The sequence below is a fragment of the Frigoribacterium sp. NBH87 genome (genome assembly GCF_014217665.1).
In the GTDB taxonomy this organism is placed as follows: Bacteria; Actinomycetota; Actinomycetes; order Actinomycetales; family Microbacteriaceae; genus Frigoribacterium; species Frigoribacterium endophyticum.
On record NZ_CP043650.1, the window covers coordinates 1,276,125 to 1,293,419 of the forward strand.

Consider the following 17,295-nt stretch of genomic DNA (forward strand, 5'->3'; position numbering starts at 1 on the left):
GGGCGGGGGCGGCGGCGAGGCTGCGAGGATCGGGGCGTGACCGAGCCGACCCGTGCCCCCTCGTCGCCCTCCGGCGTACCGGCGGGCAGCGCCCCCGGCGGCCGGGTCGTCGGCGTGCTCCTGGCCGCCGGGGCCGGGACGCGCGCGGGGCGGCCGAAGGCGCTCGTCCGCGACCCTGACGGCACGCCCTGGCTCGAGCGGGGGTGCGCGGCGCTGCTCGACGGGGGCTGCGACGTGGTGGTCGTGGTGCTCGGCGCGCGGGCTGGCGAGGCGCGCGGTCTCGTGCCGGCCGACCCGCGCCTCCTCGTGGTCGTCGCCGGCGACTGGGCCGAGGGGCTCGCCGCGTCGCTCCGGGCGGGGCTCGCGGCCGCGGCGGGGCCGGAGGTCGCCCGGGCGCTGGCCGACGCGGCGGGCGGTGCGGGAGGAGGAGCCGAGGAGGCGCGGTGCGCGCTGGTCTCGCTGGTCGACCTCCCGGGGCTGCCGCCGGCCGCGGTCGCGCGGCTGCTCGACGGCGAGGGCGGACGCTCGGCGAGCGCCCTGCGGCAGGCGGTGTTCGACGGCCGCCCGGGCCACCCCGTGGTGATCGGTCGCGACCACTGGGCCCCGCTGGCGGCCACGCTGCACGGCGACTCCGGCGCCCGGAGCTGGCTGCACGCGCACGGTGCCGAGCGCGTCGATGCCTCCGACCTGTGGGACGGCGCCGACGTCGACCGCCCCGCCTGACGGCGAGCGCGACGCCGTCGCGCCCCGAGGCGACTCGAACGGGGCCCTCCGTGGCGCTGCGGGCCCCGGACGAGTCACCTCGATCGCCCCGACGGCACCGCCGTCGCCGACGCCTCAGCCGACGAGCGACGCCGCCAGGTCGACGAGCGCGAGGTCCGAGCCGCGCGGCCCCACCAGGCAGAGCCCCACGGGCCCGCCCGCGACGCGCAGCAGCGGGGCCGAGACGGCGGGGCGCCCGGTGACGCCCGCGAGGCAGGTGAGGCGGAGCGTCGCCCCGCGCACGCGGTCGACCTCCTCCGCCGAGGCGTCGAGCCGGGGCGCCGACGACGAGGTTGACGGCAGCACGAGCACGGCGTCGCCGAGCACCGCGTCGAGGGCGCGACGGGCCTCCGCCAGGCCGACCCGCGCCTCCTGCTCCTGCTCGGCGTCGACGCCCGCCCCGACGGCGAACCGTGCCGCGACGTCCGCGGAGAGGACGCCGGGGTGCGCCTCGATCCACCGCCCGTGGCTGCGCCAGGCCTCGGCGGCCTGCACGACCCGGAACAGCTCGAACAGCGCATCGAGGTCGCCGACCGAGACGGCCGCGAGGCCGGGCAGCCGCCCGTCGTCGACGAGCGCGTCGACGACCTCGGTGAAGGCCGCGGCGACGTCGGGCTCGACCGCGGCGAGCACCCGGGGATCGACGACGACCGACGGCCCCCTCGACCACGACGACCCCGACCGCCCGCGCCCCGCCGACCCGGCGGGCGCCGCCCCCAGCGACGCCTCCGCCGCCGCCCGCAGCGTCGCCGGGTCGCGCGTCAGCCAGCCCACCGTGTCGAAGCTCGGCGCCAGCGGCAGCAGGCCCTCCCGCGGAACGGCCCCGTGCGTCGTCCGCAGCCCCCACAGCCCCTGGTAGGAGGCGGGGACCCGCACCGAGCCTCCCGTGTCCGTGCCGAGCCCGACGTCGGCCTGCCCCAGCGCGACCGCGGAGGCGGGGCCGCTCGACGAGCCGCCCGGCAGCGCACCCGGCACGGCCCCGTTGGGCGGGGTGCCCCACGACCCGTTGCGGCCGGCGACGCTGTACGCGAACTCGTCGGTCTGCGCCAGGCCGGCGACGCTCGCCCCGGCGGCGAGCAGCAGCTCGACGGCCGGGGCCGACGCCGTCTCGACCGGCTGCTCGGCGAGCCAGGCGGGCACGCCCGCGCCGACCGCGTGCCCCGCCACGGCGAAGAGGTCCTTGACGGCGACGGTCCGCCCCGCCAGCGGCCCCGAGGAGGCGCGGGCCGGCACCAGGGGCCCGCTCACCACCCGCCACACCCGCGTGTCGACCGCGGGGCGCGGGGCCTGCACGTGCGCGGTCGCGATCCGCCACGGCTGCCCGGCCCCGCGCCTCCACAGCTGGGTGACGACGCCGCGGCCGCCGCCGGCCGGCGCGTTGACGGTGACCACGACGGCCGAGCCTGGGTCGAGCACGCGCACGTGGCACTCCTCGACGCGACGGGCCGGCGCACCGCCCCGCCGGGCCCGGAACGCCGTGATCGCGTCGTGCCCGACGAGCACGCCCTGCGCGTCGACGCGGACGCTGCCCGGGCCCGGCTCGAACGCGTCGGCCAGGGCCGCGGCGTCGTCGCGGCGCAGGGCGTCCTCGTAGGCGACGACGGCGTCGAGCAGGCCCTCGGGCAGCTCGCCGCCCTCGAGCGTGGTGATCGACAGCGGGGCGACGGGCGGCGAGGTGACCGGCTGCGGGGCGACCGGCCCTGGGCCGGGGGCGGTCTCGTCAGGCACGGGCCGCCTCCTCGCGGTCGAGCCGGGTCACGGCGCGGTCGCCGCCCACCAGCGGCACCCCGGCGAAGTCCGCCTTGCGCACCCGGGCGTGCACGCCCTTCACGAGGTCGACCACCTGCGAGATGTCGAAGTCGGTGGCGGCCGAGAGGTAGGCGTAGGCCAGCGACTCGTCCATGCCCCAGCGGGCCCGCAGCAGGGCGATCGCCGCGCGGACGCAGGCGCGCACCGCCTCGTCGAGGTCGGCGTCGAGCCCCGTCGGCACGAGGTCGTCCACGGTCTCGCCCAGCGGCCCGGCGAGCTCGCCGAACATCGCGAGCGCGTCGTCGCGTCGCACGAGGTCGAGCTGAACGGTCACGCGCAGCGACGCCTCCATCGCGGTCAGCGCGACCTCGCCGTCGCCCTGGGCGAAGTGGGGGTCGCCGACGTAGACGAGCGCGTCGGGCACCTGCACGGGCAGGTGCAGCGTCGTGCCGGCCGTGAGGAGAGCGATGTCGACGTTGCCGCCGAAGGCCCCGGGCGGCACCGAGTGGGGGCGCTCGGCGCCCGCGGCGGCGACGCCCATGATGCCGAGGAAGGGCCGCAGCGGGAAGCGCACGACGTGCTCGCCCCCGGGCACCACCGGCAGCGTGCCGACGAGCGAGCCGTCGGGCTCGACGTCCACCGCCGCGAAGACGCTGACCGGGCCCTCCTGCAGCGGGTACTCGCCGGCGAGGGCCCCGCGCCCGTGCCGGTTCGAGACGACGCCGTACGGCACGCGCGGCAGGGCCTCGACGAGCGTCACGCTGAGCACGTCGCCCGGCTGCGCCCCGCGCACCGCGACCGGGCCGGTGACGAGGTGCGGCCCGTCGACGAGCGGGTCGCGGCCGTGGGCGTCGGAGGCGGCGATCGCGACCGCGTCGCGCAGCACGTCGTCGGCGGCGACGCCGTGGGCGGCGAAGAAGCGCACCGGGTCGCGGCCCTGGTCGTCGAGCACGCCCTCGTGGCTGACCGTGTCGATCGTGACGCGCGTGCCCGGCTCGACCATCAGCACCGCCGTGTCGGCGGCGCAGGGCAGGCGGCCCCAGAGCGTCGTCTCGGGCGTCGCGGGGAGGTAGTGGCCGGCGGCGACGAGGCCCTCCCCCGGCTGCAGGGGCCAGGCCGGGCGGGGCGGGGCGACGGGCGCGGCGGGTGAGACGGACGCCGCGGCGGACGGGGCGGCGGGAGGAGGAGCGGGAGCGGGGGCGGGGTGCACGGCGACGGCCTCTCTGGTCGCGCGGGGCCCGTGGCGGCCCCGGGTGACTCCCGACCCTAGGCGACGAGCCGTCCCTCCCGAGGGCCGTCCTGAAACAATCCGTTCACAAACGGCCCATCGTGAAACACGGCGTTCACACGAGCGTGTGAGGATCACGGCCATGGCGATCATCCTCGGCGACAACCAGTACGGCAAGGCGGAGTCCCGCCTGGTGCGCATCGTGCGCGACTCCCCCCGGCACGAGATCCGCGACCTCAACGTGACGACCGCGCTCCGCGGCCCGTTCGAGGCCGCCCACCTCGCCGGCGACCAGTCGTCCGTGCTGCCCACCGACACGCAGAAGAACACCGCCTTCGCGTTCGCCAAGTCCCACGGCGTGCAGTCGGTGGAGGGCTTCGGCCTCGACCTGGCGCGCCACTTCGTCGCCGACGTGGGCCCCGTCGTGGGCGCGCGGGTCGAGATCGAGGAGTTCGCGTGGGCCCGGGCCGTCGTCGACGGCGTCGAGCACGACCACACCTGGCTGCGCACGGGGCAGGAGGTCCGCACGGCCGCCGTCACGGTCGACGCCGACGACGAGCACGTCGTGGCCGGCCTGAAGGAGCTCGTGCTGCTCAAGTCGACCGGGTCGGAGTTCGCCGGGTTCCTCACCGACGAGTTCACCACCCTGCCCGAGACCCACGACCGCGTGATGGCGACGGCGCTCGACGCGAAGTGGCGGCTCTCCGGCGCGGCGGCGGCCGACCCCGACCGCGACTGGGACGCCCTGTACGCCTCGGTCAAGACGCTGATGGTGCGCGAGTTCGCCACCCTCCAGTCGCTGGCGCTCCAGCAGACGCTCTGGCACATGGGCAAGGCGGTGCTCGAGGCCCACCCCGAGATCGCGGAGATCCGCCTCAAGGCCCCCAACAAGCACCACTTCGCCTACGACCTCGACCGCTTCGGCCTGTCGAACGACAACGAGGTGTTCTGGGCCGCCGATCGGCCCTACGGTCTGATCGAGGCCACCCTCACGCGCGACGACGCCGCCCCCGCGGGCGACGCCTGGCGGGCGTCGGCCGGGCTCGCCTGAGCCCCGTCGCCGTGGCCACCCGACCCGCACCGCCCGCCGCCCCCGCGGCACCCTACCGAGCAGGAGGCGCCGTGAGCGCAGAGAGCACCACACCCGTCACCCGAGCGACCGCCACCGAGGCCGACGACGCCCGCTGGCTCGCCCGCACCATCGAGCTCGCGGTCGAGAACGTCGCCGCCGGCGGGGGGCCGTTCGGCGCGCTGATCGTGCGCGACGGCGAGCTCGTTGCCGAGGGCCAGAACCGCGTCACGGCGAACCTCGACCCGACCGCGCACGCCGAGGTCACGGCGATCCGCGCGGCGTGCCAGGTCGTCGGCGACTTCTCGCTCGCCGGCGCGACGCTGTACACGTCGTGCGAGCCGTGCCCGCTCTGCCTCTCGGCGTCGCTCTGGGCACGGGTCGACCGCGTGGTCTACGCCGCCGACCGCCACGACGCGGCCCGGGGCGGCTTCGACGACCTCGAGTTCTACGAGCTGTTCGGCCGCGACCGCTCCACCTGGGATCTCCCGGTCGTCGCCGCGCGCCCCGACGACGCCGCGGCGCCGTTCGAGGCCTGGCTCGCCCACGACCACCGCACCGACTACTGAGCACCGTGCGAGGTCCCGTCACCGCCGGGGGCGCCCAGCCCGCGGTCGCCCAGGCCGGCGGGTCAGCTGCCGCGGTACGTCGTGAAGGCGAACGGGCTCAGCAGCAGCGGCACGTGGTGGTGGGCCGACGCGTCGGCGAGCTGGAACTCCAGCACGACGCGCGGCCAGAAGGAGTCGCGGCCCGCGGCCTCGAAGTACGCTGCGGTGTGGAACGTGAGCCGGTAGACCCCCGCGACCAGCGCCTCCGGCCCGAGCTCCGCGACGCGACCGTCGGCGTCGGTGACGCCCTGGCCGAGCAGCGTGCCCGCCTCGTCGGAGAGGTCGACGGCGACGCCGGCGGCCGGGCGGCCGAGCGCCGCGTCGAGCACGTGCGTCGTGACGTGGCTCACGCGGCGGTCTCCCGCGGCGACGCGGTCTCGCTGGTGCGGCCGGTCTCGGCCGTCGCGGCGGCGAACATCTGGCGCAGCCGCAGCGCGGCGATCTCGACCAGCTGCTCGCCCACGACCTGCTTCTCGGTATCGTCGTCGAGCTTCAGCCGACGCTCGAGCTCGTCGACGATCTCGGCGCGGCTGCGCCCCGCGGCGCGGATGAGGAAGACGCGGCCGAAGCGGTCCTCGTACGTGGCGTTGCCCTCGGCGAGCGCCTTGGCGAGCTGCGGGTCGTCGGTCTGCGCCGACGCCTCCTGCTCGCGCCGGCTGAACTCCTGCGCGGCGCCCTCGCCCGTCGGCGCCTCGCCGATGCGCGGGTGGTGCGCCATGGCCTCGTCGACCTCGGCCTCGCTGAGCGGGCTGCCCGCGGCCGTGGCGGCCCCGACCAGGGCGTCGACGTCGTCGAACGGCGCGGCCGCGGCCACCTCGTCGACCCAGCGCTGCACGGACAATGCGGTGGCCAGCCGCTCGCGCAGCTCGCTCTCGGGGAGGTCGATCATGGTCGCCACTGTACTGACCGCGACCGCGGGGCGGGTGCCGTCGTGGACCTGATCACCGTGCGCGAGGTGCGCACCCCGACGACGCGGGCCGAGCTCCGCTTCGGCCCCGGCGAGCTGCCGCTCGGCGGCGGCACCTGGCTGTACTCCGAGCCGCAGCCGGGGCTGACCGGCCTCGTCGACCTGACCACCCTCGGCTGGGCCCCGCTCGAGGTCGTCGGCGACGTGCTGAGCATCGCGGCCACGTGCACGCTGGCCGAGCTCACGCGGCTGCCGGCGGAGCCCGGCTGGGCGGCGCACCCGCTCGTGCGCCAGTGCGCCGAGAGCCTGCTCGCCTCGTTCAAGATCTGGAACACGGCGACGGTCGGCGGCAACGTCGCGACGAGCCTGCCCGCCGGCGCGATGACGTCGCTGCTCAGCACCCTCGACGCCGTGGCCGTCGTCTGGACCCCCGACGGCGGCGAGCGCCGCGAGCCCGTGGTCGAGCTCGTCACGGGCGTGCGCGAGAACACCCTGCGTCACGGCGAGGTGCTGCGGTCGCTCGAGGTGCCCCTCGGGTCGCTGCGCTCGCGCACCGGGTTCCGCCGCGTCGCCCTGAGCCCCCTGGGCCGCTCGGGCACGCTCGTCACGAGCCGCACGGCGCCCGACGGCGAGTGGGTGCTCACCGTCACGGCGGGCACGACGCGCCCCGAGCAGCTGCGCTTCGACGAGGTGCCCGGCGAGCGGGCGCTCGCCGACGCGCTCGCCCGCGTCGACACCTGGTACGACGACCCGCACGGCGCCCCCGACTGGCGACGGCACGTCAGCGCTCTCTTCGCGCACGAGCTGCGGGCCGAGGCGCTGTCGCCCGCCCCGACGCCGCCCGCGCGGCCCTTCGTCCACCGACCGGGCCCGGCCCGGTCGGCCGGCACCCCCACACGAGGAGGCACGGCGTGAGCACCCCAGGAGCAGCCAGCGGCGGCGGCGTGACCGGCCCGGCGACCGCCAGCGAGGCGGCCGTGCCGAGCCGCGCCTCCGGCAGGACCGTCTCGTTCGAGGTCGACGGGCGACCGGTCGACGCGCCGGTGGCGCCCGGCCAGGTGCTGCGCACGGTGCTCCGCGAGGCCGGCGTGCACTCGGTGAAGAAGGGCTGTGACGCGGGCGACTGCGGCGCCTGCTCGGTGCTCGTCGACGGCGAGCCCGTGCACTCGTGCATCTGGCCGGCGCACCGCCTCGACGGCCGCGCCGTCACCACGGCCGCCGGCCTCGGCACGGTCGGGCACCCGCACCCCGTGCAGCAGGCCTTCGTCGACGCCGCGGGCTTCCAGTGCGGCTTCTGCACCGCGGGCATGGTCGTGACCGCGTCGACCCTCACCGAGGCCGACCACGACGACCTGCCCCGGCTGCTCAAGGGCAACCTCTGCCGCTGCACCGGCTACCGGGCGATCGGCGACGCGATCTGCGGCGTCGCCAACACGACGACGCCGGCCGCGGGCACGGCCGTCGGCCAGTCGACGACGGCCCCGGCCGCCCTCCGGGTCGTGACCGGCGGCGAGGAGTACACCCTCGACTTCCGCTCGCCGACGAAGCTGCTGCACCTCGCCGTGCTCGGCAGCCCCCACCCGCACGCGCGCGTCGTGTCGATCGACGTCTCGGCCGCCGAGGCCATGCCGGGCGTGCACGCCGTCCTCACGCACCACGACTCCCCCGCGACGCTGTTCTCGACCGGCCGCCACGAAGACCGGGAGGACGACCCCGACGACTCGCTCGTGATCGACCCCGTGCTGCGGTTCCGCGGCCAGCGCGTCGCGGCCGTCGTCGCCGAGTCGGTGCGCGAGGCGCGCCTCGCCCTCGAGGCCGTCGTCGTCGAGTACGAGCTGCTGCCCGCCGTCTTCGACCCCGAGCAGGCCCGGCGCCCCGGAGCCCCGCTGCTGCACGGCGAGAAGACGAGCGAGGTCTCGCGCATCGCCTTCCCCGAGCGCAACACCGTGGCCGCGATGCACGGCGAGACGGGCGACGTCGAGGCCGCGCTCGCCGCCGCCGACGTCACCGTCGAGGGCACGTGGCGCACCCAGCGGGTCAGCCACGCGGCGCTCGAGACGCACGCCACGCGGGGGTGGCTCGACGACGACGGGCGCCTCGTGCTCCGCACCTCGAGCCAGGTGCCCTTCCTCGTCCGTGACGAGGTGGCGCACGTCTTCGGCCTGCCACAGGAGTCCGTCCGGGTCTTCACCAAGCGGGTCGGCGGCGGGTTCGGCGGCAAGCAGGAGCTCTTGACCGAGGACCTCGTGACGCTCGCCGTGCTGCGCACCGGCCGGGCCGTGCAGTACGAGATGAGCCGCGACGACGAGTTCACGGTCGTGCCGACCCGGCACCCGATGCGCGTGCGCGTGCGGCTCGGGGCCACCCGCGACGGCCTGCTCACGGCGATGCACGTCGACCAGCTGATGGACACGGGTGCCTACGGCAACCACGGCATCGGGGTCATGTACCACTCGGTGCACGAGTCGACCTCCGTGTACCGCTGCGAGAACAAGCGGGTCGACGCCGAGAGCGTCTACACGAACAACCTGCCGTCGGGGGCGTTCCGCGGCTACGGCCTCGGCCAGGTCGTCTTCGGCGTCGAGTCGGCGATGGACGAGCTGGCCCGCGAGCTCGGCCTCGACCCGTTCGAGCTGCGCCGCCGCAACGTCGTCGTGCCGGGCGACCCGATGGTCGTCACCGACCCCGACGAGGAGACGGACCTGCTCTACGGCAGCTACGGCCTCGACCAGTGCCTCGACCTCGTCGAGCGGGCCCTGGCGACCCCGAGCGACGACCCCGCGGTGACCGCCGCCGACGTCGTGCCCGAGGGCCCGAGCTGGAGCGTCGGCACCGGCATGGCCCTCGCGATGATCGCGACCATGCCGCCCCGCGGCCACTTCGCCGACACGTCGGTCGCGCTGCGGCCCGACGGCGGGTACGACGTGGCCGTCGGCACGGCCGAGTTCGGCAACGGCACGACCACGGTGCACGGCCAGCTGGTCGCGACCGTGCTCGGCACCACGCCCGACCGCGTGACGATCCGGCAGAGCGACACCGACGTGGCGCGGTACGACACCGGCGCCTTCGGGTCGGCCGGGGTCGTCGTGGCCGGCAAGGCGCTGCTCGCCGCGGCACAGAAGCTCAGGGCCGCGATGGTGGAGCGGGCGCTCGACCTCACCGGAGGCGCGGCGTCGGTCGTCGACGGAGGCCCGCTGCCCGAGGTGGTGACCGGGGGCGTCGTCGTGACCCGCGCCTCCCGCACCCCCGGGGGCGACCCCGAGCACGTCGTCGTCGACGCCGGGCAGCTGCTCGCCGCCGGTCCGCTCTCGGCCGACGGCAGCCACGACGGCACGCCGCGCTCGGTCGCGTTCAACGTGCACGCGTTCCGCGTCGCCGTCGACCGGTCGACCGGAGAGGTGCGCATGCTGCGCTCGATCCAGGCGGCCGACGCCGGCACCGTGCTGAACCCCGAACAGCTGCGCGGGCAGGTCGAGGGCGGCACCGCGCAGGCGATCGGCACGGCGCTCTACGAGGAGGTCCTGCTCGACGAGGAGGGGCGGGTCACCACGACCGCTCTCCGCAACTACCGCGTTCCCAAGTTCTCGGACGTGCCGCGCACCGAGGTGCTCTTCGCGGCGACCCACGACGACCTCGGTCCGCTCGGCGCGAAGTCGATGAGCGAGGCGCCGTACAACCCGGTCGCCCCGGCGCTCGCGAACGCGATCCGGGACGCCCTGGGCGTGCGGCCGTACGAGCTGCCCATGTCGCGCGACCGACTCTGGCGGCTCGCGCGGGGGTGAGCGGGGCTGACCGGCCGGGCGTGGCCGGGCGCGGCCGGGGGTGAGCGCGCGCGGCCGCTGGCCTACAGTACGGAGCACCATGCGCATCGCCCTCGCCCAGATCATCAGCACCGCCGACCCGGCCGCGAACCTCCGGGAGGTGGAGCGCGTCGCCGAGCTCGCCGCGGCCGACGACGCCGAGCTCGTCGTCTTCCCCGAGGCGACGCTCTGCGCCTTCGGCGGCGCCGACCTCGGCACGGTCGCCGAGCCGCTCGACGGCCCCTGGGCGTCGTCGGTGCGGGGCCTCGCCGCCCGGCTCGGCACGACGCTCGTCGTCGGCACGTTCACGCCCGGCGACGACGGCCGGGTGCGCAACACCCTGCTGGTGGCGGGGCCCACGCCCGGCGACGGGGCCCACTACGACAAGGTGCACGTCTTCGACGCCTTCGGCTACGCCGAGTCGGAGTCGGTGCAGCCGGGCGACCGGGCCGTCACCGTGCAGGTGGCGGGCGAGACCGTCGGGCTGTCCACCTGCTACGACGTGCGCTTCCCCGCGCTGTTCCTCGCGACGGCCGCGGCGGGGGCACGCGTCAGCCTCGTCTGCGCGTCGTGGGGCGCGGGCCCCGGCAAGGTCGAGCAGTGGCGGCTGCTGACCCGGGCCCGGGCCGTCGACACGACCACCGTCGTCGTGGCCGTGGACCAGGGCGACCCCGCGACGCAGGGCGTCGAGCCCTCGGGCGGCGCGCCCACCGGGGTGGGGCACAGCGTCGTCGTGTCTCCGCTCGGCGAGGTTCTCGTCGAGCTCGGCGCAGCGGCCGAGCTCAGGGTCGTCGACGTCGACCTCGCCCAGGTCGACGCCGCCCGCGGATCGCTGCCCGTGCTGGCGAACCAGCGCTTCGCGGTCGCGAGCGGGCCGCAGGGCTGACCCGCGCCTCCGGACCGGCCCGTCGCTCGGCGGTTCGAGAGCGCCCTCGGGGCCTCGAGGAGGGTCCGCCGTCACCGCTGATCCACTCCAGAGTGGATCAGCGGTAGGCGTGGGTGCTTCCCGGGCGACGGGACCCGCAGGTCGGCCGCGGCAGCGCCAGCTCTGGCCGTACTGGCCGCGCTCCGGCGCCCTCGCCCGCTACGGCGCGCTGGGCGACTCGACGACGAGCTCGCCGCTGACGATGCTCGCTCGCACCGCGTCGAGCTCGGCCTGCAGCTCGGCGGGGACCGACGAGGCGAGGTCGTGGAACGGCGCGATGTCGACGCCGCCGTTGTCGAGCGTGCCGACGTAGGGCTCCGCCGTGAACGAGTCGTCGGTCGACGAGACGGCGATCTGCTGCACGGCCTGCTCCGTGTCCTTGATCACCGAGGTGAGCATGATCGGCCGGTACTCCTCTGGGAGCGTGTCGTAGCCGTCGTTGTCGACCCAGATCACCGAGACGCCGCCCGCGTCGAGGGCCGCGGAGGCGGCGCCCTCGCCGACCTGCCCGGCCACCGGCATGATCACGTCGGCGCCCTGGTCGATCAGCGCCTGCGCCAGCTGCTTGCCCTTGTTGACGTCCTCGAAGTCGCCGGTGAACGAGCCGTCCTGCGCCTCCTTCGACCAGCCGAGCAGCTCGACCGCGGTGCCGTGCGCGGCGTTGTAGGCGTCGACGCCGTCCGAGAAGCCGTCCATGAACAGCGTCACGGGCGGCTGGTTGCCGCCGCCGAAGGTCGCCACCGCGCCGGTCTTGCTGACCCCGGCCGCGAGGTAGCCCGCGAGGTACGAGGCCTGCGCCGTGTCGAAGAGGATGGGCTTGACGTTCTCGCCCTCGACGCTCTCGTCGACGATCGCGAAGTCGATGTCGGGGTTCGCGGCGGCCTGCTCCTGCGTCGCCGCGGCGAGCTCGTAGCCGACCGTCAGCACGAAGCCGCAGCCCGAGCCCACGGCCTGCTCGACGTTGGGGGCCAGGTCGGTCTCGCTCGTCGACACAAGCACCTTCGCGTCGATGCCGTCCTCGGCCTGGGCCGCCTGGAGGCCCGCCCAGCTCGACTGGTTGAACGACCGGTCGTCGAGGCCGCCCGAGTTCGTGACCATGCGGGCGCAGTGCGTGCTGTCGGTCGCGGCGACGTCGTCGCTCGGCGCGGTCGCGCAGGCGCTGAGCAGCACGAGGGCCGACAGGCCGACGACGCCCCCGAGGAGGCGCGAGGGGCGACGAGCGGACGACGCGCGGGCCGGGGCGGCGAGGCGGACGACGGCGGCGGGGCTGCCGGTGCGGGCGGGGCGGACTGACACGACGGGGAGACCTCCGGGCTGGGGGATGCTGCAGGGGTGAGCAGCATCATGGCACCGATCGGCCGCCGTGCCGCCTCCGTGACGCCGACGCGCGCGCCCGCGAGGGCGGGGCGTGACGTCAGCGCGCCCCGCCGACCCGGTGCACCAGCATCGCCAGGTCGACCCGCCCCTCCACCTCGAGCTTCTCGTAGACGTGGCCGACGTGCGTCTTCACCGTCGCGAGCGTGATGAACAGGTCGGCCGCGACCTGCGCGTTCGTGAGGCCGCGCGCCACCGCCCGGGCGACCTCCGCCTCCCGCTCGGTCAGCCGCTCGAAGCGCTCGACCTCGCCGACCACCACGGCGGCGTCCACGCCGGTGCCGGCGACCGGGCCCACGCCCTGCCCCGCTCCCCCGCCGCGCCCGGCCGCGACCTCGATCACCCGGTCGAGCACCGACGGCGAGAGCGTCGACCGCCCCTCGGCGGCCGCGTGCACGGCGGCGACCAGCTCGGCCGGCGGCGTGTCCTTGAGCACGAAGCCGCGGGCACCGCTCCGCAGCGCCCCGAGCACCATCTCGTCGGCGTCGAAGGTCGTCAGCACGAGCACCGCGAGGTCGGGCCGTCGCCGCAGCTCGCGGGCGGTGGCGTCGAGGCCGTTGCAGCGCGGCATGCGGATGTCCATCAGCACGACGTCGGGCCGGGTGCGGGCGATGACGGCCTCGGCGGCCAGGCCGTCCTCCGCCTGGCCCACCACCTCGATGCCCGGGTCGCCGCCGAGGAGCAGCAGCAGGCCCTCGCGCACCAGGCGCTCGTCGTCGACCACGACGACGCGCACGGGGGCCGGCCCCGGGGAGTCGCGGGTCACCTCGTCCACGGCAGCCGCGCCTCCACGGTGAACCGGCCGTCGGCGTGCTCGACGGTCAGCGAGCCGCCCGCCAGCCGGGCCCGCTCCTCCAGGCCCGTCAGGCCGTGGCCCCGCTCGGGCACGCGGAGGCCGTCGGCGGCGCCGCCGACGCCCTCGGCGCCCCCCGTCGTGCTCGTGGTCGTGTTCTCGACCCGCACCCGCAGCTCGCGCCCCGGGCGCCCCGAGAGGCCGACCGTCACCGGCTGCCCCGGTGCGTGACGGCGCGCGTTCGTGAGGCACTCCTGCACGACGCGGAAGGCGTGGCGCGAGGTCGACGTCGGCAGCGCCTCCAGCCCGCGGCGCGTGTCGTCGTCGACCCGCAGCGTCACCGCGGCGCCGGCCGCGCGGGCCTCGTGGAGCAGGCCGTCGAGGCCCGCCAACGTCGGCTGCGGCGGCACGGCAGCGGCGCTGGCGGCGGCGGCGACGTCGGAGTCGGGGTCGCCGTCGGGGTCGGCGTCGGGCCCGTCGCCCCCGCGCGCCCCGTCGCGCAGCACGCCGAGCACCTCGCGCAGCTCGGTGAGCGCCGCCCGGGCGTTGTCCCGGATGACCCCGGCCGTCGCCCGGGTCTCCGCCTCGCCGAGCCCCTCGCGGTACTCGAGCGCCCCGGCGTGCAGCGCCACGAGCGAGAGCCGGTGGGCGAGCACGTCGTGCATCTCGCGGGCGATCCGCGTGCGCTCGTGGTCGCGGGCCTGGGCGAGGCGCAGCGACTGCTCCTCCTCGGCGAGGCGGGCCCGCTCGCGGAGCGAGCGCAGCAGCTCGCGGCGGCCCCCGACGTAGAGGCCCACGGCGACGAGGAGGGCGACGACGAGCGTCGAGACCGCGACCAGCTGCCAGAGGGGCGTCGCCGCGGAGGCCTGCGTGACGATGCGGTCGCCGAGCACCGACGCCCCGACGAAGACGACCGACACGAGGCCGATCTCGACCGGGCGACGACGGGTCGCCAGCGAGACGGTGGCGAGCACCGCGGCGCCGATGCCGAGCGCGGAGGCCCCGCAGAGCGCCACGGCGACGAGGGCCACCACCAGGGGCGCGTGCCGCCGGAAGGGCACGAGCACGAGGGCGGCCGACCCGAGCACGAGATCGAGCAGCACCAGCAGCGTGAAGCGGGGCTCGCCGAGGCCCTCGGACACCGCGGGGTCCGAGAACCAGACGACCACGAAGAGCAGGAGGCCCACGACCGCGGCCACGACCCAGCGCCAGGTCTCCGACCAGAGGCGCGCCGCGGCGCCCGGGCGGTCGTCGTCGACCGGGCGGCCGACGTCGGCGGGGCTCGGGGGCGGGCTCGCGGGGCGTGCTGTCGCGGTCATGCGGCGAGCCTACGGAGCGGCCCGCGGGGCCCGGATCGACCGAAGGTCGGAGATCGGGGCCCCGCGCCCGCGCCCGGGGTCATCCGGTGTTCTGCAGGCCCGCGGCGATCCCGTTGACGGTGAGCAGGAGGAGGCGGTGGTCGGCGTCGGCCGGGTCCTTCTCGACCGCGCGGCGGATGCCCCGGAGCGCCCGCAGCTGCAGCAGCGACAGCGCGTCGACGTACGGGCTGCGGAGGCGCACCGAGCGCTTCAGCACCGGTCGGCCCTCGAGCACCTCGGCGTGGCCGCTGACGCGGAGCACCCACTCACGGGTCAGCGCCATCTCGGCGAGCACCCGGTCGGCGAGGTCGGTGCGCTCGGCCAGGCCGAGGTACTCGCGGGCGATGTGGTCGTCGGTCTTGGCGAACGACAGCTCGACGTTCTTGATCATCGTCGTGAAGAGCGGCCACGACGCGTACGCCTCGCGCAGCAGCTCGACGTCGCCCACCGCGGCGAGGGCGGAGCCGAGGCCGTACCAGCCCGCGAGGTTGATGCGCGCCTGGGTCCAGGCGAACACCCACGGGATCGCCCGCAGGTCCTCCAGCGACTCGACCGAGAGGCCGCGCCGCGCGGGGCGGGAGCCGAGCGCGAGCAGGCCCACCTCCTCCATCGGGGTGACCGTGGCGAACCACTGGGCGAAGCCGTCCGCCTTGACGAGGCCGAAGAAGGCGTCCTTCGAGGCGGCGTCCATCGCGCTCGCGAGCGGGGCGAAGCGCTCCGCCGCGGCGGCGTTGCGCGCGGCCGTGGCGGGGCTCGACGCCTGCAGGGTCGCGGCGGCCATCTGCTCGATGTGCCGGGCGGCGATGGTCTTGTTGCCGTAGTGCGCCAGGATCACCTCGCCCTGCTCCGTGATCTTGAACCGCCCCTCCACCGATCCGGGCGGCTGGGCGCGCACGGCCTCGTGGGCCGGCCCGCCGCCGCGGCCCATCGAGCCGCCGCGGCCGTGGAAGAGCGTCAGCACGATGTCGTTGCGCTCGGCCCACTCGGCGATGCGCGCCTGGGCATCGTAGAGAGCGAAGCTCGCGCTGACCGGGCCGACGTCCTTCGACGAGTCGGAGTAGCCGAGCATGACCTCGAGCCGGCGGCCGTTCGCGGCGAGGCGACGCTGCACGGGCTCGGTCTGCAGGGCCTCCTCGAGGATGCGCGTCGACGCCTCGAGGTCCGCGAACGTCTCGAAGAGCGGGATGACGTCGAGCACGGGCGCCGCCTCGGCCGAGCCGAGCGCGAGCTCGGCCAGCTCGACGACGTTCGCGAGGTCGGCCGACGACTGCGTGAACGAGACGATGTAGCGGGAGGCGGCCTGGCGCCCGAAGCGCTGCTGCAGCTCGGCGACCACGCGGAACACCTCCAGCACCTCGACGGTGGTGGGGCTGAGCTCGCCGCCGGCCCGCGCCTCCTCGAGGGCGTTCCGGTGCACCTGCGAGTGCTGGCGCACCTCGAGCTCGGCGAGGTGGAAGCCGAAGGTCTCGACCTGCCACACGAGGTTCTGCAGCTCGCCGTTCGCGGCGCGGTCGGCCCCCGCGGCCCGCAGCGAGCGCTGCACCGTGCAGAGGTCGTCGAGCAGCTCGTCGGGGCGGCCGTAGGCGAGGGGTTCCTGGCCGAGGCGGGTCGCCTCGAGGCGGGCCGCGACGAAGAGCAGCACGCGGCGGTGGCTCTCGTTCGGCGAGCGGATGCCGATGCGCGAGGCGACGTCGGGCTCGAGCTGCCGCTGCTGCTCGGCGAGCGCCACGAGGCCCTCGTCGCCGGGGGTGTCGGCCTCGTCGAGGGTGAGGGTGCTGCCGATGCGCGTGGTCGCGCGCTGCAGGCCGATCAGCACGTGCTCGGAGGCGATCTCGGCCGCAGCCCGCGTGACCTCGGCGGTGACGTGCGGGTTGCCGTCGCGGTCGCCGCCGATCCAGCTGCTGAGGCGCATGAAGGCGGGGGCGCGCACCGGCTCGCGGCCGGCGCCGTCGCCCTGCAGGCGGTCGTCGAGCAGGCGGTAGACGGTCGGCACGACCTCGAAGAGCGTCTGGTCGAAGACGTTCATCGCGGTGCGGACCTCGTCGAGCGGGGTCGGGCGCGTCGTGCGCAGCGGCGAGGTGCGCCACAGCGTGTCGATCTCCTCCAGGAGGCGGCGCTGCGTCTCGGCGCCGGTCACCTCGTTGGCGGAGATGTCTCGCTCGGCGAGCAGGTCGCTGATGCGGCGGATGGTCGACGCCACGGCGCGGCGGCGGGCCTCCGTCGGGTGCGCCGTGAAGACGGGCTGGAAGCGCAGCTCGGCGAGGCGCCGCGACGCCTCGTCGGCGCCGAGCTCGTCGACCAGCCGCTCGACGGCGGCCGGCAGGGAGTCGGGGCCCGAGCCGCGGCGCGTCAGCACGCGCACGCGGTGGTGCTCCTCCGCGAGGTTGCTGAGGTGGAAGTAGCAGGTGAAGGCGCGGGCGACCTGCTCGGCGCGCTCGTGGTCGAGCGACTCGACGAGGTCGCGGGCACGGGCCCTGGCCACCTCGTCGGTGTCGCCCTCGTAGGCGCCGATCACGGCGGCGCGCAGGGCCTCGACGTCGGCGAGCAGCTCGGGGCCGCCCGCCTCGGTGAGCACGCGCCCGAGCAGGCTGCCGAGGAAGCTGACGTCGGCGCGGAGGGCCGCGTCGACCTCGCCCCGGACGTCGTCGCGGGAGGTGCCGTCAGGGCGTCGGGGGGTCTCGGTGTCCGTCACGCGACCATTCTGTGGCACGCGGGCGGAGTG

At 76.2% G+C, this 17,295-nt stretch carries 14 protein-coding genes; 6 read left to right on the forward strand and 8 right to left on the reverse strand.

Annotated elements, in window-relative coordinates:
• Window positions 1-36 precede the first annotated feature (36 nt).
• On the forward strand, window positions 37-723 hold the full coding sequence (locus F1C15_RS05905) for an NTP transferase domain-containing protein (protein WP_255465510.1): 687 nt from the start codon (window positions 37-39) through the stop codon (window positions 721-723).
• Window positions 724-837: 114 nt separating this feature from the next.
• Here the strand turns inward: F1C15_RS05905 and F1C15_RS05910 are convergent, their stop codons facing one another.
• Complete coding sequence (locus F1C15_RS05910; RefSeq protein WP_255465512.1) at window positions 838-2,490, reverse strand: AtzH-like domain-containing protein; 1,653 nt, start codon at window positions 2,488-2,490, stop codon at window positions 838-840.
• Window positions 2,483-3,619: an acetamidase/formamidase family protein gene (locus F1C15_RS05915; RefSeq protein ID WP_255465579.1), complete on the reverse strand. Its 1,137-nt coding sequence runs from the start codon at window positions 3,617-3,619 to the stop codon at window positions 2,483-2,485. The genes F1C15_RS05910 and F1C15_RS05915 overlap by 8 nt, the downstream gene beginning before the upstream one ends.
• Window positions 3,620-3,881: 262 nt before the next feature.
• Here F1C15_RS05915 and pucL point away from each other — a divergent pair, with 262 nt between their 5' ends.
• Together pucL and F1C15_RS05925 are read left to right on the forward strand one after the other, a co-directional pair.
• On the forward strand, window positions 3,882-4,790 hold the full coding sequence (gene pucL, locus F1C15_RS05920) for a factor-independent urate hydroxylase (protein WP_185233547.1): 909 nt from the start codon (window positions 3,882-3,884) through the stop codon (window positions 4,788-4,790).
• 71 nt (window positions 4,791-4,861) lie between these two features.
• Window positions 4,862-5,377: a nucleoside deaminase gene (locus F1C15_RS05925; protein WP_185233549.1), complete on the forward strand. Its 516-nt coding sequence runs from the start codon at window positions 4,862-4,864 to the stop codon at window positions 5,375-5,377.
• Window positions 5,378-5,439: 62 nt separating this feature from the next.
• On the opposite strand, the gene uraH is transcribed toward F1C15_RS05925, so the two are convergent.
• Both uraH and uraD read right to left on the reverse strand, forming a co-directional pair.
• Window positions 5,440-5,766, reverse strand: coding sequence for a hydroxyisourate hydrolase (uraH, locus tag F1C15_RS05930; RefSeq protein WP_185233557.1), 327 nt, complete (start codon window positions 5,764-5,766; stop codon window positions 5,440-5,442).
• Window positions 5,763-6,305: a 2-oxo-4-hydroxy-4-carboxy-5-ureidoimidazoline decarboxylase gene (gene uraD / locus F1C15_RS05935; protein ID WP_185233559.1), complete on the reverse strand. Its 543-nt coding sequence runs from the start codon at window positions 6,303-6,305 to the stop codon at window positions 5,763-5,765. The genes uraH and uraD overlap by 4 nt, the downstream gene beginning before the upstream one ends.
• Before the next feature lie 42 nt (window positions 6,306-6,347).
• Here uraD and F1C15_RS05940 point away from each other — a divergent pair, with 42 nt between their 5' ends.
• The 3 genes from F1C15_RS05940 (at window position 6,348) to F1C15_RS05950 (ending at window position 11,009) form a co-directional block, all read left to right on the forward strand.
• Window positions 6,348-7,238, forward strand: coding sequence for an FAD binding domain-containing protein (locus F1C15_RS05940; RefSeq protein ID WP_185233561.1), 891 nt, complete (start codon window positions 6,348-6,350; stop codon window positions 7,236-7,238).
• A gap of 62 nt (window positions 7,239-7,300) precedes the next feature.
• Window positions 7,301-10,105: a molybdopterin cofactor-binding domain-containing protein gene (locus F1C15_RS05945; protein ID WP_185234113.1), complete on the forward strand. Its 2,805-nt coding sequence runs from the start codon at window positions 7,301-7,303 to the stop codon at window positions 10,103-10,105.
• A gap of 79 nt (window positions 10,106-10,184) precedes the next feature.
• Complete coding sequence (locus F1C15_RS05950; RefSeq protein WP_185233563.1) at window positions 10,185-11,009, forward strand: nitrilase-related carbon-nitrogen hydrolase; 825 nt, start codon at window positions 10,185-10,187, stop codon at window positions 11,007-11,009.
• A gap of 198 nt (window positions 11,010-11,207) precedes the next feature.
• Here the strand turns inward: F1C15_RS05950 and F1C15_RS05955 are convergent, their stop codons facing one another.
• The 4 genes from F1C15_RS05955 to F1C15_RS05970 all read right to left on the reverse strand — a co-directional run bounded on the left by F1C15_RS05955 (window position 11,208) and on the right by F1C15_RS05970 (window position 17,265).
• Window positions 11,208-12,230 (reverse strand): BMP family protein, encoded by a 1,023-nt coding sequence (locus F1C15_RS05955; RefSeq protein WP_056058987.1) that lies wholly within the window; start codon window positions 12,228-12,230, stop codon window positions 11,208-11,210.
• Window positions 12,231-12,462: 232 nt separating this feature from the next.
• The gene (locus F1C15_RS05960) at window positions 12,463-13,197 is read right to left on the reverse strand and encodes a response regulator transcription factor (RefSeq protein ID WP_255465513.1); all 735 of its coding nucleotides are present in this window, start codon (window positions 13,195-13,197) and stop codon (window positions 12,463-12,465) included.
• Window positions 13,185-14,534 carry a sensor histidine kinase gene (locus F1C15_RS05965; protein WP_185233565.1) on the reverse strand — a complete coding sequence of 450 codons (1,350 nt, stop codon included), beginning with the start codon at window positions 14,532-14,534 and terminating at the stop codon, window positions 13,185-13,187. Before F1C15_RS05965 ends, F1C15_RS05960 begins: the two co-directional genes overlap by 13 nt.
• 79 nt (window positions 14,535-14,613) lie before the next feature.
• Window positions 14,614-17,265 (reverse strand): phosphoenolpyruvate carboxylase, encoded by a 2,652-nt coding sequence (locus F1C15_RS05970; RefSeq protein WP_185233567.1) that lies wholly within the window; start codon window positions 17,263-17,265, stop codon window positions 14,614-14,616.
• Window positions 17,266-17,295 lie beyond the last annotated feature (30 nt).